This window comes from Halorubrum yunnanense, from assembly GCF_026586675.1.
Lineage (GTDB): Archaea > Halobacteriota > Halobacteria > Halobacteriales > Haloferacaceae > Halorubrum > Halorubrum yunnanense.
On the sequence record NZ_JAODIX010000071.1, the window covers coordinates 1 to 22332 of the forward strand.

24 protein-coding genes are annotated in these 22332 nt (G+C 57.9%); 19 read left to right on the forward strand and 5 right to left on the reverse strand.

Features of this window, described 5'->3' with window-relative positions:
• Positions 1-234: 234 nt before the first annotated feature.
• Positions 235-840 carry a hypothetical protein gene (locus N5096_RS14605; RefSeq protein WP_267665540.1) on the reverse strand — a complete coding sequence of 202 codons (606 nt, stop codon included), beginning with the start codon at positions 838-840 and terminating at the stop codon, positions 235-237.
• A gap of 313 nt (positions 841-1153) precedes the next feature.
• Between N5096_RS14605 and lrp the strand changes: the two genes are divergently transcribed.
• Both lrp and N5096_RS14615 read left to right on the forward strand, forming a co-directional pair.
• A complete protein-coding gene (lrp, locus tag N5096_RS14610) occupies positions 1154-1609 on the forward strand; it encodes an HTH-type transcriptional regulator Lrp (RefSeq protein WP_267665541.1) in 456 nt (151 codons plus the stop codon).
• A 151-nt stretch (positions 1610-1760) separates the two neighbouring features.
• On the forward strand, positions 1761-2384 hold the full coding sequence (locus tag N5096_RS14615) for a winged helix-turn-helix domain-containing protein (RefSeq protein ID WP_267665542.1): 624 nt from the start codon (positions 1761-1763) through the stop codon (positions 2382-2384).
• A gap of 146 nt (positions 2385-2530) precedes the next feature.
• Here the strand turns inward: N5096_RS14615 and N5096_RS14620 are convergent, their stop codons facing one another.
• Both N5096_RS14620 and N5096_RS14625 read right to left on the reverse strand, forming a co-directional pair.
• A complete protein-coding gene (locus tag N5096_RS14620; protein ID WP_267665543.1) occupies positions 2531-3034 on the reverse strand; it encodes a DUF8160 family protein in 504 nt (167 codons plus the stop codon).
• Complete coding sequence (locus N5096_RS14625; protein ID WP_267665544.1) at positions 3031-3861, reverse strand: ParA family protein; 831 nt, start codon at positions 3859-3861, stop codon at positions 3031-3033. Before N5096_RS14625 ends, N5096_RS14620 begins: the two co-directional genes overlap by 4 nt.
• Positions 3862-4265: 404 nt before the next feature.
• Between N5096_RS14625 and N5096_RS14630 the strand changes: the two genes are divergently transcribed.
• Positions 4266-7607, forward strand: a complete 3342-nt coding sequence (locus N5096_RS14630) for a hypothetical protein (protein WP_267665545.1) — start codon at positions 4266-4268, stop codon at positions 7605-7607.
• 1530 nt (positions 7608-9137) lie between these two features.
• Here N5096_RS14630 and N5096_RS14635 read toward each other — a convergent pair.
• Entirely contained in the window at positions 9138-9275 is a 138-nt protein-coding gene (locus N5096_RS14635) for a hypothetical protein (RefSeq protein WP_267665546.1), read from the reverse strand.
• A gap of 505 nt (positions 9276-9780) precedes the next feature.
• Here N5096_RS14635 and N5096_RS14640 point away from each other — a divergent pair.
• The 15 genes from N5096_RS14640 (at position 9781) to N5096_RS14710 (ending at position 19219) form a co-directional block, all read left to right on the forward strand.
• Positions 9781-9984 (forward strand): hypothetical protein, encoded by a 204-nt coding sequence (locus N5096_RS14640; protein ID WP_267665547.1) that lies wholly within the window; start codon positions 9781-9783, stop codon positions 9982-9984.
• A gap of 435 nt (positions 9985-10419) precedes the next feature.
• On the forward strand, positions 10420-10662 hold the full coding sequence (locus tag N5096_RS14645; RefSeq protein ID WP_267665548.1) for a hypothetical protein: 243 nt from the start codon (positions 10420-10422) through the stop codon (positions 10660-10662).
• A complete protein-coding gene (locus tag N5096_RS14650; protein WP_267665549.1) occupies positions 10662-11003 on the forward strand; it encodes a hypothetical protein in 342 nt (113 codons plus the stop codon). Before N5096_RS14645 ends, N5096_RS14650 begins: the two co-directional genes overlap by 1 nt.
• 426 nt (positions 11004-11429) lie before the next feature.
• Entirely contained in the window at positions 11430-11885 is a 456-nt protein-coding gene (locus N5096_RS14655) for a hypothetical protein (protein ID WP_267665550.1), read from the forward strand.
• The gene (locus N5096_RS14660; protein ID WP_267665551.1) at positions 11882-12250 is read left to right on the forward strand and encodes a hypothetical protein; all 369 of its coding nucleotides are present in this window, start codon (positions 11882-11884) and stop codon (positions 12248-12250) included. Before N5096_RS14655 ends, N5096_RS14660 begins: the two co-directional genes overlap by 4 nt.
• Before the next feature lie 130 nt (positions 12251-12380).
• The gene (locus tag N5096_RS14665; protein WP_267665552.1) at positions 12381-12581 is read left to right on the forward strand and encodes a hypothetical protein; all 201 of its coding nucleotides are present in this window, start codon (positions 12381-12383) and stop codon (positions 12579-12581) included.
• Between the two features lie 451 nt (positions 12582-13032).
• Positions 13033-13590, forward strand: a complete 558-nt coding sequence (locus N5096_RS14670) for a hypothetical protein (RefSeq protein ID WP_267665553.1) — start codon at positions 13033-13035, stop codon at positions 13588-13590.
• Positions 13591-13720: 130 nt separating this feature from the next.
• Entirely contained in the window at positions 13721-14176 is a 456-nt protein-coding gene (locus N5096_RS14675) for a hypothetical protein (protein ID WP_267665554.1), read from the forward strand.
• Between the two features lie 453 nt (positions 14177-14629).
• On the forward strand, positions 14630-14770 hold the full coding sequence (locus N5096_RS14680; protein WP_267665555.1) for a hypothetical protein: 141 nt from the start codon (positions 14630-14632) through the stop codon (positions 14768-14770).
• A gap of 127 nt (positions 14771-14897) precedes the next feature.
• Positions 14898-15107, forward strand: a complete 210-nt coding sequence (locus N5096_RS14685) for a hypothetical protein (protein ID WP_267665556.1) — start codon at positions 14898-14900, stop codon at positions 15105-15107.
• A gap of 180 nt (positions 15108-15287) precedes the next feature.
• On the forward strand, positions 15288-15506 hold the full coding sequence (locus N5096_RS14690; RefSeq protein WP_267665557.1) for a hypothetical protein: 219 nt from the start codon (positions 15288-15290) through the stop codon (positions 15504-15506).
• Between the two features lie 529 nt (positions 15507-16035).
• Positions 16036-16737 carry a hypothetical protein gene (locus N5096_RS14695; protein ID WP_267665558.1) on the forward strand — a complete coding sequence of 234 codons (702 nt, stop codon included), beginning with the start codon at positions 16036-16038 and terminating at the stop codon, positions 16735-16737.
• A 202-nt stretch (positions 16738-16939) separates the two neighbouring features.
• Positions 16940-18217 carry a recombinase family protein gene (locus tag N5096_RS14700; RefSeq protein WP_267665559.1) on the forward strand — a complete coding sequence of 426 codons (1278 nt, stop codon included), beginning with the start codon at positions 16940-16942 and terminating at the stop codon, positions 18215-18217.
• Positions 18218-18219: 2 nt separating this feature from the next.
• The gene (locus N5096_RS14705; RefSeq protein ID WP_267665560.1) at positions 18220-18450 is read left to right on the forward strand and encodes a hypothetical protein; all 231 of its coding nucleotides are present in this window, start codon (positions 18220-18222) and stop codon (positions 18448-18450) included.
• A 73-nt stretch (positions 18451-18523) separates the two neighbouring features.
• Positions 18524-19219 carry a hypothetical protein gene (locus N5096_RS14710; RefSeq protein WP_267665561.1) on the forward strand — a complete coding sequence of 232 codons (696 nt, stop codon included), beginning with the start codon at positions 18524-18526 and terminating at the stop codon, positions 19217-19219.
• Positions 19220-19485: 266 nt separating this feature from the next.
• On the opposite strand, the gene N5096_RS14715 is transcribed toward N5096_RS14710, so the two are convergent.
• The gene (locus N5096_RS14715; RefSeq protein ID WP_267665562.1) at positions 19486-20376 is read right to left on the reverse strand and encodes a hypothetical protein; all 891 of its coding nucleotides are present in this window, start codon (positions 20374-20376) and stop codon (positions 19486-19488) included.
• Positions 20377-20778: 402 nt separating this feature from the next.
• Between N5096_RS14715 and N5096_RS14720 the strand changes: the two genes are divergently transcribed.
• Positions 20779-21786 (forward strand): IS110 family RNA-guided transposase, encoded by a 1008-nt coding sequence (locus N5096_RS14720; RefSeq protein ID WP_267665563.1) that lies wholly within the window; start codon positions 20779-20781, stop codon positions 21784-21786.
• Positions 21787-22332: the final 546 nt, after the last annotated feature.

Genomic DNA, 22332 nt, shown 5'->3' on the forward strand with positions numbered 1-22332 from the left:
GGGTTAATCTGGCGGAATATTGCGGTAAGAACGTCTGAAGTTGCCGTCAGTCGGCGGCAAAACAAGGCATGAAATCCTCTTTTTCAGACATATTGTCTCTCGAAACAGCTGTTCGCTGATGACTACGTATTGCTACGGGGATTTTTATCAATATGGTGGGATGTTCGTCACACCGTATATGATACACTGGTCGAATCCATTATTCTAAGAATAAAATATCGTAACTATCCCCCTTCAGCCATCAGATTCAGCCTTGTGGTCGTCTTGAAGCAGTGGAATTTCGTCACGTGGTTCGAGTTCAATGGTCCCAGCGGTAGTATCGACGCGTACGTCGAAGACTTCTGTTACATCAGGATCGGCCCCGAACGTGGTCCCTTTAGAGAGGTCCCCGAAATAGGATCCGTCGGGTACCATTTCGGGATCAGTATTGGGGAACATCGTGAGCTCTATCGGTGTCTCATCATCGAACCGATCCGGCAGTCCAAGCGAGAGCACGTGTTTCTCCTCTGGATCGGAAAAATCCAGTACTCCCCCGTCGTCGGTCTCGACTTCTGTGTACCAACTCCGGCTGGACATGATGTGAACAAGGTCGTCCGTCAACGACCCCATGACCACGTGTGTATCGGGGGTAACGAATATCTCAAGATTATCATTGATCATCTCATCTTCAGCCCGACGTACGCGCATCGAGGCCGCGATCGATGAGTCCGATGTAGCGGTTTCAGCAACGGTCGTCCGCTCCGGCGATTCACCATCAGATAGACATCCGGCGAGTCCCGTCGTGGTGATCCCTACAGTCCCTGTAAGGACGCTCCGACGGGTGAGATGCTGATCGTACATAAGAGGTAAAACTGACGACTCAGTGAATATCAAAAAACTTTCCGACGCAATTCATTAGATTTTCTATACGAATATAGGGATTTTCCCATCGCTGTTGTACTCTCGGTATGTATCTCGCTAGGAAATCTTGACGAGTACCCGTCAGTTCAAGAGATCGGTCGGTTTGTGAATCTCCTGTATTGACCGCAACTGGGTTAGAATGTATCATCTGTTGAAAAGATCAACAGGACCGTTTGTTCCCGAAGTGATTTACAGCTCTCGGAGAATAATAACAAGTAAATAATTAATTCCATCACAAACTAAAACATAAACAATGGCGTACGAAAATCTTGACACAGAGTTGGTGAACGCACTTCTGGGAAATGGCCGTGAGAGTTTGCGTAACCTCAGCAACGAGCTTGATGTGTCTGTGACGACAGTCTCGAACCATTTAGCAGATCTCGAAGAAGCAGGCGCAATTGAGGGTTATACGCCAATTGTCGATTACAGCAAACTTGGCTACGATATGACTGCCATTCTCCAGCTCAAAGTCGATGGCCCCGGGCTACCGGATATTACAGACGCGCTTCGTGATGAACCGCAGATGGTGAGTGTGTATGAGACGACTGGCGATTACGACATCATCGCGATTGGAAAGTTCATCGACTCCGACGATATGAACAACCAGATCAAGCGTCTCTTGGCCGATGCAGATGTCCAAGAGTCCAATACGAGCGTCGTCTTGAATTCTGTGAGTGAATACACGAAGTTCAGCGTCGGTGACGACTAGCGCGCTTGTGGAACCATTTGCCGTATCTAACGCGTCACAGCAGAACTGATTCTCACTCATAGCGAAAACCTCATCTCGCCCCTTCTTATCCAATAGTGACTCAGTTCCGTGGCAAACGTTTATAGTTTCTAGTTTCGTAACTCTATACAAGATGAGCTACGATACAGAACACGTGCGAAACGCGGGTGACACTCCGGGGATGATCACCGGAATCCCTACGTTCGCAGAATTACTTGAGAACCCGTCTCTCGCTAGTCTCTATACATCGATTCGGCGGTCCGGGACTACCACGGGCCCTGAACTCGTTGAAACAACGACAGTCTCGAAGAAGACGGTGTACGACTATCTGCATAAACTGGAACAGGCGGGCCTGATCAGCAAAGTTGATCATGATAGCAGAACCGCCGTATACACCGCTGAAAAGTTCGAACTGACATTGACAGTCCGCGAGACAGAAGTCTCGATTACGCCTGCACTTATCGAAGTGATCGCACAGCAGAACGAATATCCAGCGATCGAGCGGGTGCTCGAAGATCACGGCATCGTCACGTTTGCACTCGCATACGACCTCGTGAAAGCACATAATAAGCGGGATGTCACAATCCGGCAGATCGCGAGCCTCGCAGACCTTTCTTCTGGAACTGCGTATGATCTTGTCGAAGCCATCTATTCGATCCTCGATCTTGGTGACGACGAGTCGGGCCCGACGACGTACACACCAGATGATTTTGATGAGGTCGAGAGCGATCTCCTCGAAGAATTTGACGACAAGTAGACCGAATGACGAGGATCTATAGTGAATCGCCTCGGGTTCAAGCCCCGAAGTATTCGACCTGCTCCGCCTGAGAAGCATAGTAACAGGAAGCCCCACTCCCAAGGAAACTATGTCCAGCACCTGAGTAGGGCGGAGGAGTCCACAAACTACTCGCTTAGACCGAGCTCTTCCTCGATCGATGTCCCGTTGAGGCCCGCCCGGATCACAGCTGGGTAGAACCGCTCGTTTTTTGGAAGTTGTTCACCGTGAGCTCGTTGCCACTCAACGTTGGCCTCGGAGTACCGAATGTCGATATCGTCGACCACGTTATCGGGCAGATAGATCGTTCGCCCGTTCCAATCCTCGCGTAAGACGAATCCTTCGTCACCGGGACCGAGCGTGTCTGTTGTTTCAGTCGTTTCGATCGTTTCAGTTGTTTCTGACGATGTTGTCGTGTCTGTCGTTTCAGTCATTTCGGAAGACGAAGCCGCTTCGTCATCGGTTGTGTCGATCGTTTCAGGCGTTTCGTGCGTTTCAGGCGTGCTAGCTGTTTCAGACATTTCTGTCGTTTCAGATGTGTCCGACGTTGCACCGAACCGATCTGCAATTCCACCCATCTTTTCGCCGGTTTTTCCCAGTTCCTCGCCGGCGTCGTCCTGATCGTCACTCATTGGCTTTTCTCCACAAGTTCATTATCAACAAGGGATGCAACTTCGCTAATTACCTCGGCCATGTCACTCTCAATCTCCTCAGCAGCGAAGATCGATCGTTCCTGTGCAGCAATTGTTCGCTGAAGATCCACTCGTTTGTACACGTCAAACACCGGAATCCCGAGTCCATCCTCAAACTCTGAGTGGAGCTGGTCAAGCATCGCGTCGGCCTGCTTATTATGCTCGACTCGGTTCGCGACAATCCCGAGGATCCTGACCGCACCGAAGTACTCACGAACGCTGTCGATCTGCTTCTGAAGACGGTCGAGACCTTGGACCGAGAGCGCCTCAGCGTATGCCGGGATGAGAACCCCGTCACTCGCCACGAGCGTGTTGTCTGTGAGGACGTTGATGCTCGGCATGTTGTCGACGAGGATGACATCGTAACCAGCACCGAGTTCGTCGAGGACCATTTTCAGTCGCTCTCGGGCCCGCGGCTCGCCGTTTAATTCTCCGCCGGTCCGGTCAACCATGCGCTCGTTCGCCGGGAGCAGATCGAACTCCGCGCCCTCGAGGACGAGGTCGTCGACGTCACCGGTGCGGCTGGGGTCTAAGAGGAGTTCATGGAGTGATACCTCCCGATCAAGATCGCTGTACGCCTCGTCGTAGCCGAGAATCGACGTGAGCGCTCCTTCAGGGGCGAGGTCTACCACGAGGACATCAAGTCCACGATCGGCAAGTCCACCTGCCACGTGGATGGTGAGTGTTGTCTTCCCGACGCCGCCCTTCTGGTTGAGCATCGCTACGATCGCTGGTGGCGTTTCGATCGTTTCACCCGTTTCAGTCATATACTGAAATGAGAGAAACGCGATCGTTATAATACTACGTCAGACAATCTTTCACCGACACCGACGAGGAGGGGGAGACACCCGCCACGGACGACGGCTCTCCCACGCCCACGGACGCGGACGCAGAGAGCGACGCCGGAGACACGGCCAGCACGAGCGAGGACGGCTCGACGCCCACCGAGACGACCAACACCCCGTCTCAAAGCGGAAACGGCTCAGCGGCGCGCACAGGCGCACAGAGCGAGGCCGGTGATGGAGACGATACAGACACCACACCCGACGCCGAGACGGCCACCACGGGCGACGACGACGCCGACACGGACACCGACTCCGACACCACCGAGACAGAGCCGGCCACAGACGACACAGACGGCGCACAGAGCGACGCCGACGAGACACGTCGTGTGGGACAGACCGCGGCCGGCGAACCGCGTGCGGAGCCCAACAGCACGCTCGTCGACGCCGACCCGGAAGACCTCCGCTTGAGTCCCACGCCGGATCTTGGCGCGGTCCAAGCCTGCCTCGAAGAGGCCGCCCGCTTCTTCCACAGCCAACTCGATACGACGATCGACAACAACGTCACGTGGAACGACGAGCAGGCGTTCGAGGCGGGCTACCGCAAGCCCGAGACCCCGCGGGAATACTTCACCGCGCTCGACGAGCCCGACCCCGCCTACCCCGTTGAGCAAGATCCCGAGGCGGCCGACGCAATGCCCGCCAACGAGGACGCCCAGACCTCCGGCATTCAGTCCACCGAGGACGCCGCCGAGAACACCGGTGAGCCCGAAGACTTCGCCGCCGCCGAGCAACCGTACCAGTTCCTCGGCGCTGATCACCGTGGGTGGAGCGACGACCTCGTCGCCGACAAGCAGCTCGGGTGGGCACCCGCCTTCGGCAAGGAGCTGTTCTTCCACCTCGAAAGCAAGGGCTTCAGCCATCACACCATGGTCGCGACGGGGCTGTTCACCAAGCCACGCGACGCCTACGGCGAGAACGAGGAGGGCGAGGAGTACGTCGACTACACCACGCTCGACGATCCCGACAATCCCGACGACCTCTCGTGTCTCTTCCGGGGGCGGTACATCTTCCCGTACTACGACGAAGACGGCAAGGTCGCCTTCTTCATCGGGCGGCAGCCGGACTTCGACACGGAACACGGTACCCATCCCGAGGACTTCACCAAGGGGAAGTACGCCAAGCTCGCGACGACGAAAAACTACACCATCGCCGACGAGCCGATCTATGGCCGTGAGACCATCGTCGAGGGTGAACCCCTCGCCATCACGGAGGGGATGGCCGACGCGATCACGGCTCATGCCCACGGCATCCCGTGCATCTCGCCGGTGACGAAGTCGTTCAAGATGAAACACCGCGACGTGCTCGCCGACATCGTCAAACGCCGGGGGATCCCCGACGTGTACTTCCTCCAAGACTCTGACCCGCCAAAGCGGGTCGTCCTTGCCGAGGAAGATCAGGATCACGACGAGCGCCGGTGTGAACGCGACATGAACATCCGCGAGTTGTTCTGTACCGGTGAGTTCCCCGGCGACGAGATGTTCACGCAGAAGCTTGTGGTCGAGGCCGCTCGCGACGGGACACTCCAAGCCAAACTCGACGATCAGGACCTCCGTGTTGCGCCGCCCGCTGACGCCGATGTCGACGCCGACGAGACGACGCCGGTGATGGCTGACGAGGTGCCCGTTCACCTGTTGGAGACACAGGGAGAATTCCGGGCGACAGGCCCCATCAGCGAAGTGATCGAGCTCCACCAGCACGGCCCCGGTGTTGACAGCGCGGTCAACATGGGCCGGGTACTCGACACCCACACGCCCTCGCCGGACGACACCTTCACAGGAACCGTGCAAGCGGCTGCCGACGTGTACCGTGAGGAAGTTCTTGAAGGGGATGTAGACCCCGTAGAAGATGACCACGAACTCTGGGAGAACGTCGCGAACCGGCTCGGTATGATCGATGTGGACACCGAGACAGACGCGGTCTCCGAGAGCGCCGATGCAGACGGGCAGACAGAGCTTGTGCCCGAAGACGACCCAGACCACATCGACTACGGTGGAACCAACGTGTGGCTCGTAGAGCTCCCGCAGTTCGGCGATGAGAAGCGCGACCTTGATGACTTCCTCCAAGAGGGCTGGCTCGCCTTAACGCCGCCCGCCGAGTGGGCACTTCGCCTCTCGCTGGGGAACAATCCGACCGTTCCTGACGATGTGACCGAGACACCCGCCACGGCCCCAGCGTGGATGCAGACGCTCGCCGATCGGGCCGACCCAGTGGGTGAGTACCCGACGGGAATGGCCCCGAATTCACTCGGGTTCCCGACGGCCAATGACCTCCCCCAAACGGTGGGGGCGATCAGCCCGGATGGGATGGTCGCAGACCTCCCGATTTACGACCCGCATATCATCCCGTCTGACCCCGACGCAGACCGGGGTGAAATCGCGGCGTCTCACCGGTGGCCAGTGACCGATGTCAACACCCTCACTTCGGAGCACAAAACGCTCCGTCCGATGCCCGATGCACCCGGGGTCTACCCACCCCTCTCACTGTTCGGTTTCATCCCCACGATCCACCCGTCACAGCACCCCGCTGCGACGGGCTCGATCGGGGGGCTGGTGACGGGTGCTGGCACCCAGATGGATGTCGACCCACAGGAGATCGAAGCCCGGGTCGAGGAGGGTGACTACCGCGAGCTCACAGGGAGCCACAACCCCCTCTGGACGCTCACCCTGCGCGACCTTGGTCTCACGCCCGGCTCCCGTGGGAAAAACCCCTTCGGACACTTCGGTGAATCGGAGAATTACTTCGTCGTGATCGACGACGAAATCGCCTACTGTCACAAGCGGAATGCCCTCTACAACTTCCAGCATTTCGCGCTGTGTGACATGGGGAAGCGCGACCCCAAACATTCGGCGAGTGGTCAGAATCTCGATGATTTGGAATACCTCCATCTGTGGACCTACGCGCGCCAGAACAACCTCATCCCAGAGCACACGCCCATCCCCCTGAAGGGGCTTGTTGGCTACGCGATCGAGCACGAATTTTGCGAGGCTGATGACCTCGAAGAATTCGGTGGTTCAGAGGAAGATTCCGACGATGATGACGACGAATCGAACGGCGACTCCGGGGGGCAGAACACGGCGGGCAAGCGCGCCCTGAAGCTCCCGGATGGTACCTACATCTCAGTTCTCAAAGACATCGAGGAACGGACAGGATACACGCCTGCGCGGCTCGCCGACAGCGACCGGTCGGGTGGAGACGACGGCGACGAGTCGAGTGAGCCAGCGGACGCGCCCGACGTTGACACAGCGTCGATCGCACTCGACACAATGACTGACCGGTACGGAACCCTCGTCACAGACGATGGCTTCCCGCATCCGATGGTCCAGTTCGCCAACATCTTCCTCGACATCGATGACGACCTCGACAGCTCCTCGAAGGGTGATGGGGCTACCCCGGCATCTGACCTCCGGAGTGCGTACAACGCATGGGCCCAGATCAACACGCACAAGTTAGGTAAGGAAGCTGATGTAACGGCCGATGATCTGGACCTGTCGACGTACCCGGCGGGTGGGTTCGTCAGCAAATTCCGCGCCGAACTTGACATCGATCCCGTCTCGAAAAAGGTGTCGTTAGAGGGGCGCGGTCGCCCCCGCTGTTGGCTCGGCTTCGAGCTCACAAACGGCAGTGAAAAGCTGGTCGACCTCGAAGACAAGTTCCCGATCGACGAGTAGTTCACCCGCGTTTCGCTGTTCGTTTTTCTCGACTAATTCCTCGCCGATGTGAGGGTATCTATCAGACAGCGTATGTAGATACCGAGTCGCGGTTGTGCCCTCTTTTGGTTGTTGATTCACCGATAGTCTCTCCCCATATTCACTCCATAGACAGCGATGGTTCGTACAGATGTGTACCCACACACCGGGGACAAGAGACGGTCAATCTCACTCTAATGACGCCCCGAATCGCGAGGAGCTGCGGGCACCAGTGACACCTACTTATCTCACGATCTCTGAGCCGCAGATCACCCCAAAACACCCCCCGGACACCCCGCCCCCGTCTTGCGATTGTCCGGGGGGTAATAGGGAGTCTTCAGGGAGCCAATTTCGCCCCAATTTGCAGTTTTCCGAAAATTGCGTATTTTACAGACATCTTCGTGTGGAATATGCGAGATCGACAATCTATGAAAATAACCCTACGTGGCTGCCTGTCCGGGGGGTTAACTCAATCTTCACTCACCCCCCGGACACCCCCCGGACAATCGCAAGATGGCAAGGCTGTGAGTACAGAGTCACACGCCTACTCTGGAGTTTCTTTCGTATATAACAGTCACAATCTCGATACGATGGGCTCTCAGACTGAAAATAACTATACGGGGGAGGGTAACCCCCGAATACCGGGCATATTTTCGGCCCGAATCGACACCCCCCGGACACCTCGCTCCCGTCTTGCGGTTGTCCGGGGGGTAATCGGTCAATATCGGATCACCCCTAATATGACTGGCTCGCATACCTGAGAGGCGCGTGGATAGCCGTTCCAGCCCCTTTCCAAGATCGGACTTAATTTCACGCTCTCAGAAAACCGCCTATTTCGACAGCGGCGTGTTGAAAAGGTACGATATACCCCCGTTAGGTGGGGGTGTTCAGGCCAGAAGGCCAAGAGTAAGAAGAGTGATACAGCAAGCTTCTCCGATCACCCCAGTTGTCCCCTGAAGGGGACTGCCTAGTTAACCCACCATGGAGAGTGAGGAAGAAGGAGGAGATGGCCAGCCTGATCAGCATGGACCTCACTCGGCATCCAGCCTTCCTCACCACTCCCATCCAGACGGCGGTCGAGACAACTGACCGCCTCAGACCACATCCGTTCCACCAGACGAACTCTCAGATTACTGAGGCACAGGCTACTCCGAACTTCCCGAGGGTCAGTCGGACCCAACACCACTACGATAGCGACGACTCCGATCGGCGTCACCGAGACCACACAGGACACCTCCAGCTGGCCGGCGGCCACAGACCACTCGGCACTCTCGACCCTCGGCGGGACGACCCCGACGACGTCGACACGAAACCACATCCGTTCAGGTCGACCAGACGGTCACACCGCGATCCATCTCACCGTCGATTCACGACTCCACAGTCAGTATCACTTTTCGGAGACATCTACCGGCAGTCGGCCTCAGTATTCAGACGCCATTCGGCTGGCAGACACCACCGAATCAGTTGCCGTGGCAGACGGCTTCACCACTCGGCGAGACTTCACCTCCGGCGTCAGTGACCGACTCGAAACGACGACGGCGTCACTCCCGACGAGATACCGATCGCCACTCGTCGACGCCGACCGGCATCACTCACCAACAGGGCATCGACCTGCGTCTCGGTGACGGTCGTCACCACGACGATCTCCACCACAGTCACGACGACACTACGCCGCTTCGAACAGGATACCCGAGACGACGAGACCGACCGGTCTGATCCACAGCGAGGCAAACCCCTCAGAAAGGTGACTATCGCCACGCCGGCAACGGCGACCCCCCAGACGGCTGGGTCACAGCCACGACGAACAGCCACTGCATGACGGCCAGCCAGACGGCGACCGACCGGTGACGGAACCACCCCGATCTCGACTCGGCAGTCGACCCACCTCGAGGACGGGTGTCCCCTCGACGAACTCGGCCACGTCTGACCGGCATCAGCTGGCCATCGGCGACAGCAACCGCCCGGCACTCCAGCCGGGAACCTCTCAGTCTCCTGATGGACCCAAAGCTGTCCACGAGCCACCCCTCTGACGAGGGGGTCTCGTTCTGTCGCAACACGGTGAGACGGACCGCCACCTCAACCCGACGAGGCGTCGGCAGGGCCCCACCCGAACGGTGACATTATGGCGGGCGTCCAGAGGCGAGGTTTCCAGACAATGAACGCACTCATCGCACTGCTTCTGTTCGGCATCAGCATCGTCTTCACAATCATCCTCATCATCGCCTTCCTCATCGCCGTCATCGTCCGGTCCAACTTCCCGGACGCATCGGACGGTTGCGACTACTGTGACAGCGACGAGGCGACCCGGCTCGGCGGTGGTGAGGTCGCCTGTTCGGACTGCCGTCGAACCCACCTCTGAACGGGACCAGAACCAACCCATCGTGACCGGTCGGTTGCCTCTTTTTTTGCGCCGGTCGAAACCCACGCAACACGACCGTAGTGCAGACCACAACAAAACCACTACTGAATCCACCAGTTTCGACCGTCGAATCCCGGCTCCCAACGACACCAGATCGACCCTCTCTAACACCACCGGATCACCACCGATCTCGACACCACAACAACACCCCATCTCGACCCTCGTCTCACTCTCTGTTCGACTCCCGATCGACGTCGACGAACCACTCCCGACTGCGGTCTCTGTCTCGTTAGTACAAAGTGCTAACGAGGGCATCGACGGCACCGGTTACAACCACAGACGCCACGACACCAATTCGGCCGATGGACGAGATCAACATTATACCTCCCGTCCGGAGACGAGGGTTACCCGAGGGAGGTGACCCGAGAGTCAACTATGAGTAGCAACACTCGCAGCTTCGACAGCAGCATCGATATCAACCAGACCGCGGACTTCCAGACGGACTGCACTCGACGGACGTGTCACAACCAGCCGCTCCCGGCGATGACCCACGAGCTCAACGAGGTCGAGCTCCTCGATCAGAACGGCACCCGAGCAGAGTACGTCTGCTCGTGCGGGGCCGAGTTCTTCGTCGACTGGGAGGACGGCGAGATCGTCGCCACCGAGGAGGTCGCCTGATGTCCCATCCCCGGCTCGACACCGACCAACTGTCTCCCGACTTCGACGAGGACGACGAGGACGACGACGACGACGACAGTCGTCTCGACGGGCTCCTCGACCGCTTCGACACCGAGGCCGTCCACTGGCAGATCGTTCGACAACTCCTCGCCCCGACGCCGACGTTCACGACGCTGTTCGTGTACGGCTTCCTCGGGTTGATGGCGGTGACAGCGTCGGCGTTCCTCGGCTTCGTCCTGCATCCGGTGTTCAACGGCGTGGCGATGGTCGGCTTCCTCTTGATGTATCCGCTCGGCTTCCTCGGGCTCCTCGCCGTCGTCGCCCTGAAGGCGATACAGTAAGCCCAGTCGGTGGCCTCTTTTTTTGCGCTGACGAGACCGGCCGCAACACGACAGTAGTGGAGCAAACAACCAATGACGATCCATCAGGGAATCCCGGTGATACTGACCTCGTGGGACTGGTAGGGCTATGGGGGACGACTCTCCCCTACGACTCTCCACTCTACTCTCTCCTCTCTATCTTTGCCTACGCTACTAGTGTCCCCATAGGGGCAGTTGTTCTTCTTGGGGGGAGTGGGACGGCTGGATGCATGGTGACTACAGGGGACAACACCACCGACAACACCACTCGGGCTGGCATGGACCGGCTACGGACGCTTGACCGCTTGAACGCCACCTCCCCGTGGCTCAACGGCCATCGCCGGCGACATTGTTTCCGTCTACCGGAGACGAGGCTTTCCCCCAGAGGGGGTGAGCCCGACCAGCAACATGTCCGCAACCATCGACACTCCGACGGCTGACGACCGAACCGAACAGTTCGACTACTACCTGCTCCTTCCCGGGACCGACCTGCCACGCTCGGTCTCTCGCGATCTCCCGGCGTCGGTCTCCCAGCAGGCTCCGGTCGGCTCGGGGATCGACTGGAAGGTCGACCGCGGCCGCTCGAAGTTCATCATCATCCGCGTCGACACCGAGGCGATGCGGGTCGACGCCGCCCGGGGTCGTGACGCCGTCCACCCCGACCCAGCTGGCGACTCGACGTTCTCGTCGACCTCGGAGATCGTCTTCAACCGGTCGGACGCCTTCTCGGCCGATATCCGGAAGTCGACGTCGACCTTCGTCGACGCCGACACCGTCTTCGCTCTCGACACGCTCTGCTTCGAGCTCACCAACGAGGTCAGCTACCAGTTCACGATGTCCCACCTCGGAGGCTCCCAACAATGAACGGTTCCTCCGTTCCCCCAAAAGTGTACAGAGGCAACGACCCCGGCCTCCGTCGGCTGGTGACGGTCGCTTCGTACCTGTCGCCGCTTCAGGTCGTCGGCCAAGCGGTGATGCTGGTGGTCTCGACTGCCATCGGCGTGGCCGGTGCCGCCGTCGGTGCGTGGCTGATCTGGACGACGATCCACCGAGGGCTCACGACGCCATCCGATCTTGGGCTGGTGGGCAGCTTCTTCGCCAGTCTCGGTACCGCCGTGTGGATTGTTGGTGTCGCATTGCTCAGCTTCCTGTGGCTCATCTCGATGGCGGTTGCGTGGCCAACCGAGGGCAACGACCTCGCCAAGGCCCTCTACGGCCCGCCGGTGTGAGGCCAGCCGGCCGGCCTCTTTTTTGCGCTGGCTCACCGCCGAGCTCCTGATCGGCCACCGACCGGGCCACATTGTCTCCCTCATCCGGAGACGAGGGCTGTCCCCCGAGGGGGTGGTCCGAACACCGACCATGAACAGCAACACCGCAAGCCACGACAGCACCGACGACGACACGATCGCTATCGCCGAACCGACACCGGTGGACAGTCTCGACCTGCCCTGCCCCGACTGCGACACACAGCTCGAGACCACGACGGCTGAAGAGTGGGCTCCCGACTACGAGGTTTCGTGTCCCGACTGCGGCTTCGAGGATGTGTACGTCGCCGGGTGAGGATATCCAGTCGGTCGCCTCTTTTTTTGCGCTGGTGAGGACGCCTCGACGGGGACTCGTCGGATCACGGTCGCCGACGGGACGTCGACCACCTCTCCAACCGTCGGGCTGGAGCGAGATCATCTGTGGGACGGTTGCCTCTCTCGTCGACGTCCCGTCGCCGCCCTCACCGCAGAAGGTCTTCCCGCGACGGCACCACGACCGCTTCCACGACCGCTAACGGCCGCGGCCAGACCACGCGGACGCGACACGCGGTCGCTACGCTCCTCGCGCGGCACGCCCACGGACCCAGTCTCCAGCGGGCCGCGGCCTCGGCTCCCGCCACCGCGACGGGACCGTCTCCACACCGTCACCGCACTCCCCGGGACGGGCCGGTCGACGCAGGGCAACATTGTACCCCTCAGCCGGAGACGAGGGCTTTCCCCCGAGGGGGTGGCCCGACCAACCGACTATGAGCAGCAACACCAACATCTACGACAGCACCGACACCGAGGAGACCATCCAGCCGTACTGCGGCCACACCGTCCCCCGCAGCGAGACCTTCCGCATCGGCGAGTTCCGCTTCTGCCGGACGTGCTTCCTCAACCACAGCCAGCCGTGGTTCGACCTCGACGACTACCCGACCGTCCTGCAGACGGAGAAACGCACCGCCCACGACGCGAGAGGCACCAGCACCGTGACGAGCCACGTCCGGCTGCTCGGCATCACCACCGACCGCACCGCCGTCTACCACGACGAGATCAACAACCAGTTCTGGACGGTCGTCCCGGCGCATTCGGAGTACCACGACACCGACGACGCCGTCCGGACGCCGCTTCGGGATGTCCACACCGACTGCACCCTCGGTGCGCCCGCCAGCCACGGCGACGACCCCTTCCACACCATGCCCAACGGCGACCACCTCGCGCTTCTCGAGGTCGCCGAGGCACCGTACTCGATCAGCGAGTGGCTCGTCGCTCACCGCGACGAGTTCCGCCAGCTTCACGGCTACTTCAAGCCCCGCCAGTAGGCCCAGCCGGCCGGCCTCTTTTTTTGCGCTCCGGCGACCGCCCCGCCCCGATCGGCCATCGTCGCCGGCGACATTATCGCCCTCTCCCGGAGACGAGGGCTTCCCCCGAGGGGGTGCCCGACAGACAGCCATGTTCGACACGACACCCACCGACGCTGACAGCTTCGAGCCTCGCCACGACGACCACCGCCGCGCCATCGACGATCTCGACCTCGCCCCCGGCGAGTGTCGCCGGGTCGACGACAACCCCGAAGGCCGCTTCTACCACCTGCGGGTCGGCGATCTGTACCTCACGATCGGCAGCGACGGCGTCCGGCGGACCACCCCGTCCGGGATGCACTACGCCGAGGCCTACGGCCGGACCGAGACCGTCGCCCCCGGCGAGGCCTTCGAGTACCTGCACGGTGACCACTCGCCCGACGTGACCAACTTCTGTCTCGCCTGCGGCGTGACGTTCGACGCTTCCGAGGACCGCCCCTGTGACTGCCCCGTCGGCAGCGAGACCGACTCCATCGACTGGCCCGACGTTCCGACTCGGGCTCCCCGGGCCCTCGTCGACGGCCAGCTCCTCGCCCAGCCCCAGTAGGCCCGGCCGGGCGGCCTCTTTTTTTGCGCCGCTTTGACGCCCCGCAACACAACGGTAGTGCAGAGAACAACAAACAACGGAATCCCGGATACAAACTCTCCCCCGGCTGGTTTACACTCGACACCCGGGGTGTCCGACGACCACCTTCTCCACGATCTCTACACTCCGTTCTCTTCGACTCCACCACACGATCGGATTCAGGCCGACGACCATCAGCCAGATTCTCCACCAGATCCCACAGCCAGCGGGTCTTCGACGGAGTACCAAAGGGCCACATTATTCCCTCCTTCCGGAGACGAGGAGTTTCCCCCAAGGGGGGAAGCCCCGACTTCCGACCATGAACCGAAACAACTCGCAGCTGGCAGAAGCACAGAAGGAGCAAGCATTCAGCCCGTTTAACGCCCGAAATCGATTCACTTTCTTCGGCAACGAGGCCAACGAGGGTGACGACGAATGAGCCGTCGCACCACCTACAACCCGGCCGGGATGGCGTCGACGACGAACCGGAAACCCGCCGAGAACCGAGTCGAGACCGACGCCGGCGACGCCTCGATCGACGACCTCATCGACCAGATGAGCCACCGACAGCAGTAATCCCAGTCGGTGGCCTCTTTTTTTGCGCTCCGGCGACCGCCCCGTCTTGATCGGCCACCGTCGCCGGCGACATTATCTCTCTCGTCCAGAGGCGAAGGCTTTCCAGAGACGGAAGCCAACACCACCCATGCAACACACCATCCACTCCACACAGCAGCCACCGATCAGCCCCATCACAGCGATCCTTCTCCTTGGCGGCTATCTTCTTCTCGTGGCGAGTGCCGCAGTCCCGCTGACTGTCCACCTTCCGCCATTTCTCGCTTCGCTTGCCATCTGTACGTTCTCTGTCGTCCCTCTCGTCATTCTCCTCGCTCTCGCAGTCTCCCGGTCAGCGTGAGGCCAGTCGGTGGCCTCTTTTTTTGCGCTGGTTTGACGCATCGCAACACGGCCGTAGTGCAGAGAACAACTCCCACGAAGATCTCCCTGAATCCAGATACTGAGACCCGCCGTGGAATACTACACATCTCTACCCGTCGTGGATTTACAAGACAAACATTATTCCCTTCTTCCATCATGTATGAAAGAAGACAAACAGAGTTTCTCTTCTCCAACGGAGGTGAAACACAACGGTATCGCATTCAAACTAAACTGGGCTGTCGTCCAGTACCTCGTTTTCTGGGGACTCCTCCTCGGTGGCGTCCTCGTACTGGCGGCGAACGGTGAACTCTTGATGACCGTGTTGAAGGAGCTCATCGGGACAGTCATCGCCCTGTATCTCGGGAAGACCTGTCTCTAGGTATCCCGAGTCGGCGGTCTCTTTTTTTGCGCTCGAGGCCGCCATCGACGATCCTGATCGACGCCCTCGCCCCTTGCAGTCGATCGGCCCTCGGAGCGAACCCTGACCGCAACGAGCCTCACTGGCCGCTGATCGAACTCCATGAGCTTCGCTCCGAGCCCCGATCGACCACGATCGGGGCGGCCACCGCCACCGCCTCGCCGACCGCTACAGCAACCGCCTCGGCGACCACACCGCTCTCCCGCACAGCTCCACCACCGACCGCTCCCCACAACCCCCGCACGGCGACGGGGCCCGCACAGCCACCTCGTGGACGCGGCACGCGGTCGCTTCGCTCCTCGCGCGACGCGCCCACGGAACAACCGCGCGACGGCCCCGTCGCCTTTTCTGCGTCGCTATCGCCACCCGCAACACGATGGTAGTGCAACGGACACAGTCCACACAGGAATCCACCGATACGACTCGAGACCGCATTTATCGGCTCCAAAACTCGAGAGTCTTCCCCAGAGGGGGTGGCTCCGGATTTCCCATGCCTGAAACGACCACACGCGACAGTTTTGACCCATTCGAAGGCAGCCACGAAACCGACACCGAATACGAACGCTCCGTCGAGGACTTCTCCGTCCCCGATCCCGTTGCGGAGGTGACCGGCGTCAGCGACCTCTCCGAACACAACGGCTTCGAACACCGCGGCGAGCAGTTCATGGCCAGCGTCGTTGTCGCCAACATCCGTCACGCCCTGTACTTTGAGCACAGCCACTCCGGCGACGACCCGACGCCCCAGACGGCGATCACGCCCCACGCCGCGATCGACCGGACGGTCTCGCAACTCTCCCGGCTCTTCGACAGTTGGTTCGAGGCAGATCCCGACGACTACGACGCCGAGACCAGCGGCCACTCGGCCGACGCCGACCAGCTCTACAGCGCACTGCTCCTCGACGACCCGCTCAACCTTCGCTCGCAGTCCACCGATGTCCCCTACGCTCGCGAAGCCCATCGGCAGATCATCGTCTCCGCGATCTCGCTGTTGCTCGCGACCGTGAGGCCCCACGCCGCCGCCGACGCAACCACCCGACAGCAGTCCGCCCAGCAAGCCCTCCGCGAGACGCTTGCGTTCGATGTCGTCGACGATCTCTCCCGCGAGGAGGCGGTCGCCCTCGTCGAGGAGACGTACGATCGGCTCGACGTCCCACACGAAGCTTGGGTGCTTGTATCCGACATCGACTGTTGACCTTTGCCCAGAATTCAAAAACGGCCTGTAAGACACTTCTACCGACAGCTTTAGACGATTTCACCTCTACGGACACAGACCGCGACCAGAAGGAAAAAAGAGCCAATATGAATCCAACATCCTTGAGCAGCTGGTCGGGGGGGTCAGATCAAATCTGCTGGCTGCAACAGAGTTGCTCCCCCAGCTGAATGCGGCTTCAGATGTGAAAGATGAGAATGATAAGGAAGAGGAGAACGGTAAGAGAAATGACAGTGATGAGTTCACTTTGGATGACTTCGCGCATTCAAATAGATCTGGAGATTCTGAAGGCAGTGACAATAGTGAATGCAAGGATGAAGATATGCCGGATGGCGAGGATGACCGCGACACAGGAGTGATCTACGCACGCGAGAGTGATCTGTCCTCAGTAAAAGATGGTCGAAACATGGACGGACAGATTGGAGATCTCCAAGACTTGGCAGAGCGTGAAGGGATCGAACTTGTCTCAGATCCGATCACAGATGAGGGTCAAACGGGTACGAACTTCGAACGTGAAGGGATCCGCGAGGTGTTTGCACGCGTACAACAGGGCATCAACTTCCTCCTCGTTGACGATATCAGCCGGCTTGGTCGTTCTACTGCAGAGACTCTGTACTTCATCCATCACATGCAATCCTCGTGTGATGTCACGATTATGACTCCTCACGGCGAGATTAACGTCTCGCAAATAAATGACCTCATTCAAGCGACAATGCGATCTCTGGTGTCTCACCTTTCGACTCAGTACAGGACTCGGGCATCTCTTCGGTCACGGAAGAATGGTTTCGACGAAAAAAATTGGAGTTCTGGGAATAAGAGCATTCCTCCGGGATACGAGCCCGATGGTAACGACTGGGTCCAGAAGGACCCTGAAGAATTCGAGGCGGCACAGGCTATGTTCAATGAATTCCTGTCGACGGAGTCGTACGCTGCGACCGCTGAACATCTCAATGACGAGTTCGGTGATGTTCTTGATCCGATTGCGCCTTGGCAAGTGAAGCTCCACCTGCAGAAGAGGGTTTACATTGGCAAACCGACTATGGCCATCGATAGTGAGCACCTCAAGGAAGACGAATTCTCAGTTGATGAGCCTGCCCTACAGATTGTTTCTCAGGAGGTCTTCAGTCAGGCTCAGGAAAGCATAGAGGAGATTAACATACGATACTCTACTGACGACGAAAACACGGTAACACCTCAAAATGCAGCAGACATGTTTGGCTTGTTCGCTGTACTCACCTCTTCACCGGTCGTCACCCTACATTGTTCCGAACCGGGCTGTGATGGAGAGCTTCGGGCAAATGGCCAGCGCGATCTTGATGGAGATCTGAACGCCCACTCGTACCAGTGCAAGGAGTGTGGTAAGAACCGGAAGTGGCCCTACCTCAGTGAACTGAGAGACATGCGCCGAAAGAGCGGGGAAAATGAAAATTCGGTAGAAGATTCTGAGGAGGGCAAAGCGTAGCAATGACTCTCCCTCAAGCACACCGTCGGTCACTCGTTTCCCATCCCCGAACAGCCCGTATCGCTATTTCAGGTGGAAACGTGGCAGGTGTGTGTATCTTCCTGACCGAAGAAGATCTTCGTGAGCTGAACATCAACCCATACGAGATCCACCATGTCCGGTATTCCATCGATGTGGAAACCCGTCAGCTGGAACTCGCTGAAGATGATCTCTCTGAGGAAGAAACGACCTGAAGGATCAATAGCCGATAGATGAACTCTCCGGGCCACCGACTGAAAGACACAAGACGACCGACCTTCGCCAGAAATGACTGAACTAGGAGACGACACGCAGGCCGCCATGTGCTACCCGAGTAGCCGGCAGTACGAGCAGTGGAAGACGCGTGCCGAAGAGCGCGGATACGATAGCGTCTCCCGGTTCATCATCGACATGGTGGAGGCTGGGTCCAAACAAATGGACATATCCGTGGAAGATGTCGCGTTATCGCACCCTTCGATCAAGAAGTGGTATCCCAGCCTTGGCACTGCTGCGGCAGTGAGTGACTACGAGAATGCTCTCTATATCCCGTCTCGAGAGGAACGCGAGGGGAACAAATCTCACCGTTCACGTATTCTTCCCCTTGATGACGAAGCTAAACGGGTCCTGATCCAGTTTCTGCAGACTCGTCCTTCTGTAGATTCGCAGTACCTCATCGTTAGCGAGCGCACGTACGAACCGATGGATGACAGCGAACACATTTCCGCGGTCTGGAAGGATCACTTTGAGGCGATCAATAGAGCTCCTGAGTTTGAGGACTACCGAAGCATTAGATCACACTACGGCCGAAACTTCTTCACCAACTACTGGAAGATTCAGCAGGACATCCCTCGAGAACTCGTTCAGTATATGCGCGGCGACAAGTTGGGGAAGAGCACCTCAGGAGAGGCTATTGATGACTATCTAGCTGCGTACTATGAAGACATTCGAGATCTGTACCTTGATTGCGTGTTCAAACTGCTGTAGGTGCCGAATCAACAGAGGGTGAAACTCTCTGCGGTTCATGCTGCGTAAGAGGGGGGTCGGTGAGTTGACTTCGTTTGTTCAGGGTAGTCTATTTTGATTCAGTGGCTTTGTTGAAATCCTGTTTTTCAGACATATCCTCGCCTGAAACACCCAGTCGATGAGAGTTGCGAACTGACCATCAGTATATCTACTAGCTATGACGAATCTTCAGAGTGTTGTCCTGAATACAGGGGACGCATGCATCAGCCGAACCAGAGGCAAGTGAATTACTTGAGCGTGTAAGTTACTTCTTTAGTTGCCGATAAGCCTTCTATACGTTCGTCATGGATCTGTACTCTTGTAGTATATTCTCCTGCATCCCATCTAAATGTTGATATTTTGATGTAGTCTTCCCGTGGCTCCCAACCACGCTGTCTTACGATACGTTTAGATCCGTCCTGTGTGACATCTCGGTGCGATATTTCTTTTCCTTCTGTTTCGTATTCGACAGAAACATCCAACGTACCAGAGTCTCCATGCCAGTACCAGTACCTCACCCCTATTACAATCAACTTACCAACCGATGCGGAATCAATGGCATTCTGGAATACGTCTCCGTACTCGTTCCACTCTCTGATGAGTCTAACACCCTGTATCTGTGGCTCTGTCTGCTCGGGTATTACCATCAATTCATGCTCAACACTCTCAAGACTGAACGTCACAAATCCTGAGTGAGTCGGATCGAGGGTCTTTGTGAGCGTAGTACGCTCACCGGCACCAATTTCCGCATCGTACTGTATTGATTTCGGTAGAAAAACTCCGTCAACATCAATATCAACCTCACCACGGAATCTCCCGCGAGCATCGCCAGTGTTCTCAACTGTGAGTTCGACATCTATTGTCTCTGGCTGGGTTATTTCATCAGGAACCTCAAGTTGAATTATCTCGAATTCAGGAACTCCATTTGGCTCGGCATCGTTAATGCCATTTTGAGCTGTCTGGGTATTTTCTGATGTATTATCCTCTAGATTGTTTCCCCTGTTGTCCTGATTCGTTGCTTGGGTACCTTCTGATATATTACTGCTTAGACCATTGCCAGAATTACTCCTCTCAGCGCAACCAGAGAGAACTGCCGTCACACTCGCGCCGGTTATAGAAAGGTACTTGCGGCGGTTCACAAGCCGATTACCCGACCACACGACTTAATATTACTGCAAAAATGCTCTTGTGGCGTCAAGGTTTGATACAGCCCTCCCGAAGAGAGTGAGAGTAGACCGTGACCGGTAGATCGCTCAGACAGCTGGTTCCTATCGAGATCGATCGATGACAGAATTGCAGGCCACCACGATATCAACAACGCTCTTGATGGGATGAAAGCCTGCTAAGTCCCCAGCGCATGGAGTAAGAATGGGGTGGTAAAGGCCGATGCTACACAAGCGTCTTCGAACGCGTGCTCTTGATTGGTCTACGTGCCAAGGAAGCCGCATCATGGGACGCCGCCCGTCTGTCGGACAGACAGACGGGCGGCAAGCCCGAATAGGTGTGTCTCTACTCCATGCACTCCCACTCCAGAGGTTACCATGTACTACCTCGGAATCGACCTTCACAAGGACGAATCACACGTCGCTGTTTTGGACGATGATGCCGAGGTTGTCGAAGAGATTCGCGTCAAAAACGCGAATCTCGACGACGTTGCCGAAGAATACGCTGGAGCCAAAGCGGCGCTTGAAGCAACCAGCAACTACTACACGGTCTACGACACCCTCGACGAACACCTCGACGTGGTTGTCGCAGATCCGGGCCAAACCAAGGCGATCGGCTATGCTGAGGTGAAAAACGACCGGCTCGACGCGAAGTTGCTCGCGCAACTTCGCCGAGCCGGCATGATCGCTGAGAGTTACGTCCCGTCCGAAGAGCTCCGAGAGCGCCGCGCACTTGTGCGCGGCCGAAAGCGATTGGTCGAAAAGCGCACGGACTTCAAAAACGAAGTCCACGCCCTACTCGACAAACACGGGATCGCCTACGACTGGGATCCGTTCAGCGTGAACGGGCGAGAAATCCTCGCCGGCGAGGATTTCTCGCTCGGTGTGGTCGGTGATCAGTTGATGGTGTCGTTCCTCTCGATCATCGACGAGTTAACCGCTCAAATCGAGGAACTCGAATCATTGATCGAGGAAACCGCTGCGTCTCTCGAGGAGACGCAGCTGTTGATGACGATTCCGGGCGTGAGTTTCTACTCGTCGCTGCTAATCACCTCGGAGATCGGTGAGATCGACCGATTCGACGAGGCGAAGCAGGTGGTGAGTTACGCGGGATTGGATCCGGTCGTGGGCGAGTCAGGGGACTCGCGGACGGAAGGATCAATCTCGAAGCGCGGAAGTGGAGAATTACGCTGGATCCTCGTTCAGTGCGTTCAAACAGCGGTTCACCGGTGTAACGATCCGTATCTTGGACGGTTCTACGCTCGATTGAAACAGCGGAAGAACCACCAGATAGCGATTGTCGCAACGGCGCGAAAACTGCTCGTGTCGATCTTCCATATGCTGGAGCGTGAGGAGGTGTACGATCCACCAGAAGTGAGTGCCTGAGGGCCGCCGGCCGGCGGCCCTCATCGGCCGGTCGCAGCGGTCGTGAGCTACAGCTGTCGTCTTCACGTTCTGACCGCCTGCCGGCTGGTTCCTGAACCACCACGGTGCCTGCTTGCGGTTTCTCTCTCGTGATCAAGATTGGATCGACCCCAGCGAAAAATATAGTATCGCAGACGTGGTTTGTTGAGCTAGCAGGCTTTCATAGGTGTAGCACGTTGTTGATGGACTGCAGTCTTGCGATTTACGGTTGTGTGAATTAAATTAGGAGTCCACGGTAGAGGTGCTTAGAAAGTCGATCAGTGTTCTCACTCAGCTAGTGACGACTGTATCAACAATCTCCTACAGAAGAGCGATCAACAATTTGCTACGCATAAGCGATCCCACTGTACTGAGCGATTCGTGAATCACCTGTATTGACCGCAACCGGCGAAGAGGAATCACTTGCTGGTGATATCAGTAGAGTCGTTGCAATCTATTTGCCTTGTTGAACGCAAGACTGCGTCGGGGTAGGGTCGATAACTCACGGTTTCACGGTGTCAGAGACTG

Excerpts from the sequence above, each read along its gene's own strand:
- N5096_RS14605 (WP_267665540.1), bottom strand. The coding sequence starts at position 840 with ATGTACGATCAGCATCTCACCCGTCGGAGCGTCCTTACAGGGACTGTA.
- lrp (WP_267665541.1), top strand. The coding sequence starts at position 1,154 with ATGGCGTACGAAAATCTTGACACAGAGTTGGTGAACGCACTTCTGGGA.
- N5096_RS14615 (WP_267665542.1), top strand. The coding sequence starts at position 1,761 with ATGAGCTACGATACAGAACACGTGCGAAACGCGGGTGACACTCCGGGG.
- N5096_RS14620 (WP_267665543.1), bottom strand. The coding sequence starts at position 3,034 with ATGAGTGACGATCAGGACGACGCCGGCGAGGAACTGGGAAAAACCGGC.
- N5096_RS14625 (WP_267665544.1), bottom strand. The coding sequence starts at position 3,861 with ATGACTGAAACGGGTGAAACGATCGAAACGCCACCAGCGATCGTAGCG.
- N5096_RS14640 (WP_267665547.1), top strand. The coding sequence starts at position 9,781 with ATGAACGCACTCATCGCACTGCTTCTGTTCGGCATCAGCATCGTCTTC.
- N5096_RS14645 (WP_267665548.1), top strand. The coding sequence starts at position 10,420 with ATGAGTAGCAACACTCGCAGCTTCGACAGCAGCATCGATATCAACCAG.
- N5096_RS14650 (WP_267665549.1), top strand. The coding sequence starts at position 10,662 with ATGTCCCATCCCCGGCTCGACACCGACCAACTGTCTCCCGACTTCGAC.
- N5096_RS14655 (WP_267665550.1), top strand. The coding sequence starts at position 11,430 with ATGTCCGCAACCATCGACACTCCGACGGCTGACGACCGAACCGAACAG.
- N5096_RS14660 (WP_267665551.1), top strand. The coding sequence starts at position 11,882 with ATGAACGGTTCCTCCGTTCCCCCAAAAGTGTACAGAGGCAACGACCCC.
- N5096_RS14665 (WP_267665552.1), top strand. The coding sequence starts at position 12,381 with ATGAACAGCAACACCGCAAGCCACGACAGCACCGACGACGACACGATC.
- N5096_RS14670 (WP_267665553.1), top strand. The coding sequence starts at position 13,033 with ATGAGCAGCAACACCAACATCTACGACAGCACCGACACCGAGGAGACC.
- N5096_RS14675 (WP_267665554.1), top strand. The coding sequence starts at position 13,721 with ATGTTCGACACGACACCCACCGACGCTGACAGCTTCGAGCCTCGCCAC.
- N5096_RS14680 (WP_267665555.1), top strand. The coding sequence starts at position 14,630 with ATGAGCCGTCGCACCACCTACAACCCGGCCGGGATGGCGTCGACGACG.
- N5096_RS14685 (WP_267665556.1), top strand. The coding sequence starts at position 14,898 with ATGCAACACACCATCCACTCCACACAGCAGCCACCGATCAGCCCCATC.
- N5096_RS14690 (WP_267665557.1), top strand. The coding sequence starts at position 15,288 with ATGAAAGAAGACAAACAGAGTTTCTCTTCTCCAACGGAGGTGAAACAC.
- N5096_RS14695 (WP_267665558.1), top strand. The coding sequence starts at position 16,036 with ATGCCTGAAACGACCACACGCGACAGTTTTGACCCATTCGAAGGCAGC.
- N5096_RS14705 (WP_267665560.1), top strand. The coding sequence starts at position 18,220 with ATGACTCTCCCTCAAGCACACCGTCGGTCACTCGTTTCCCATCCCCGA.
- N5096_RS14710 (WP_267665561.1), top strand. The coding sequence starts at position 18,524 with ATGACTGAACTAGGAGACGACACGCAGGCCGCCATGTGCTACCCGAGT.
- N5096_RS14720 (WP_267665563.1), top strand. The coding sequence starts at position 20,779 with ATGTACTACCTCGGAATCGACCTTCACAAGGACGAATCACACGTCGCT.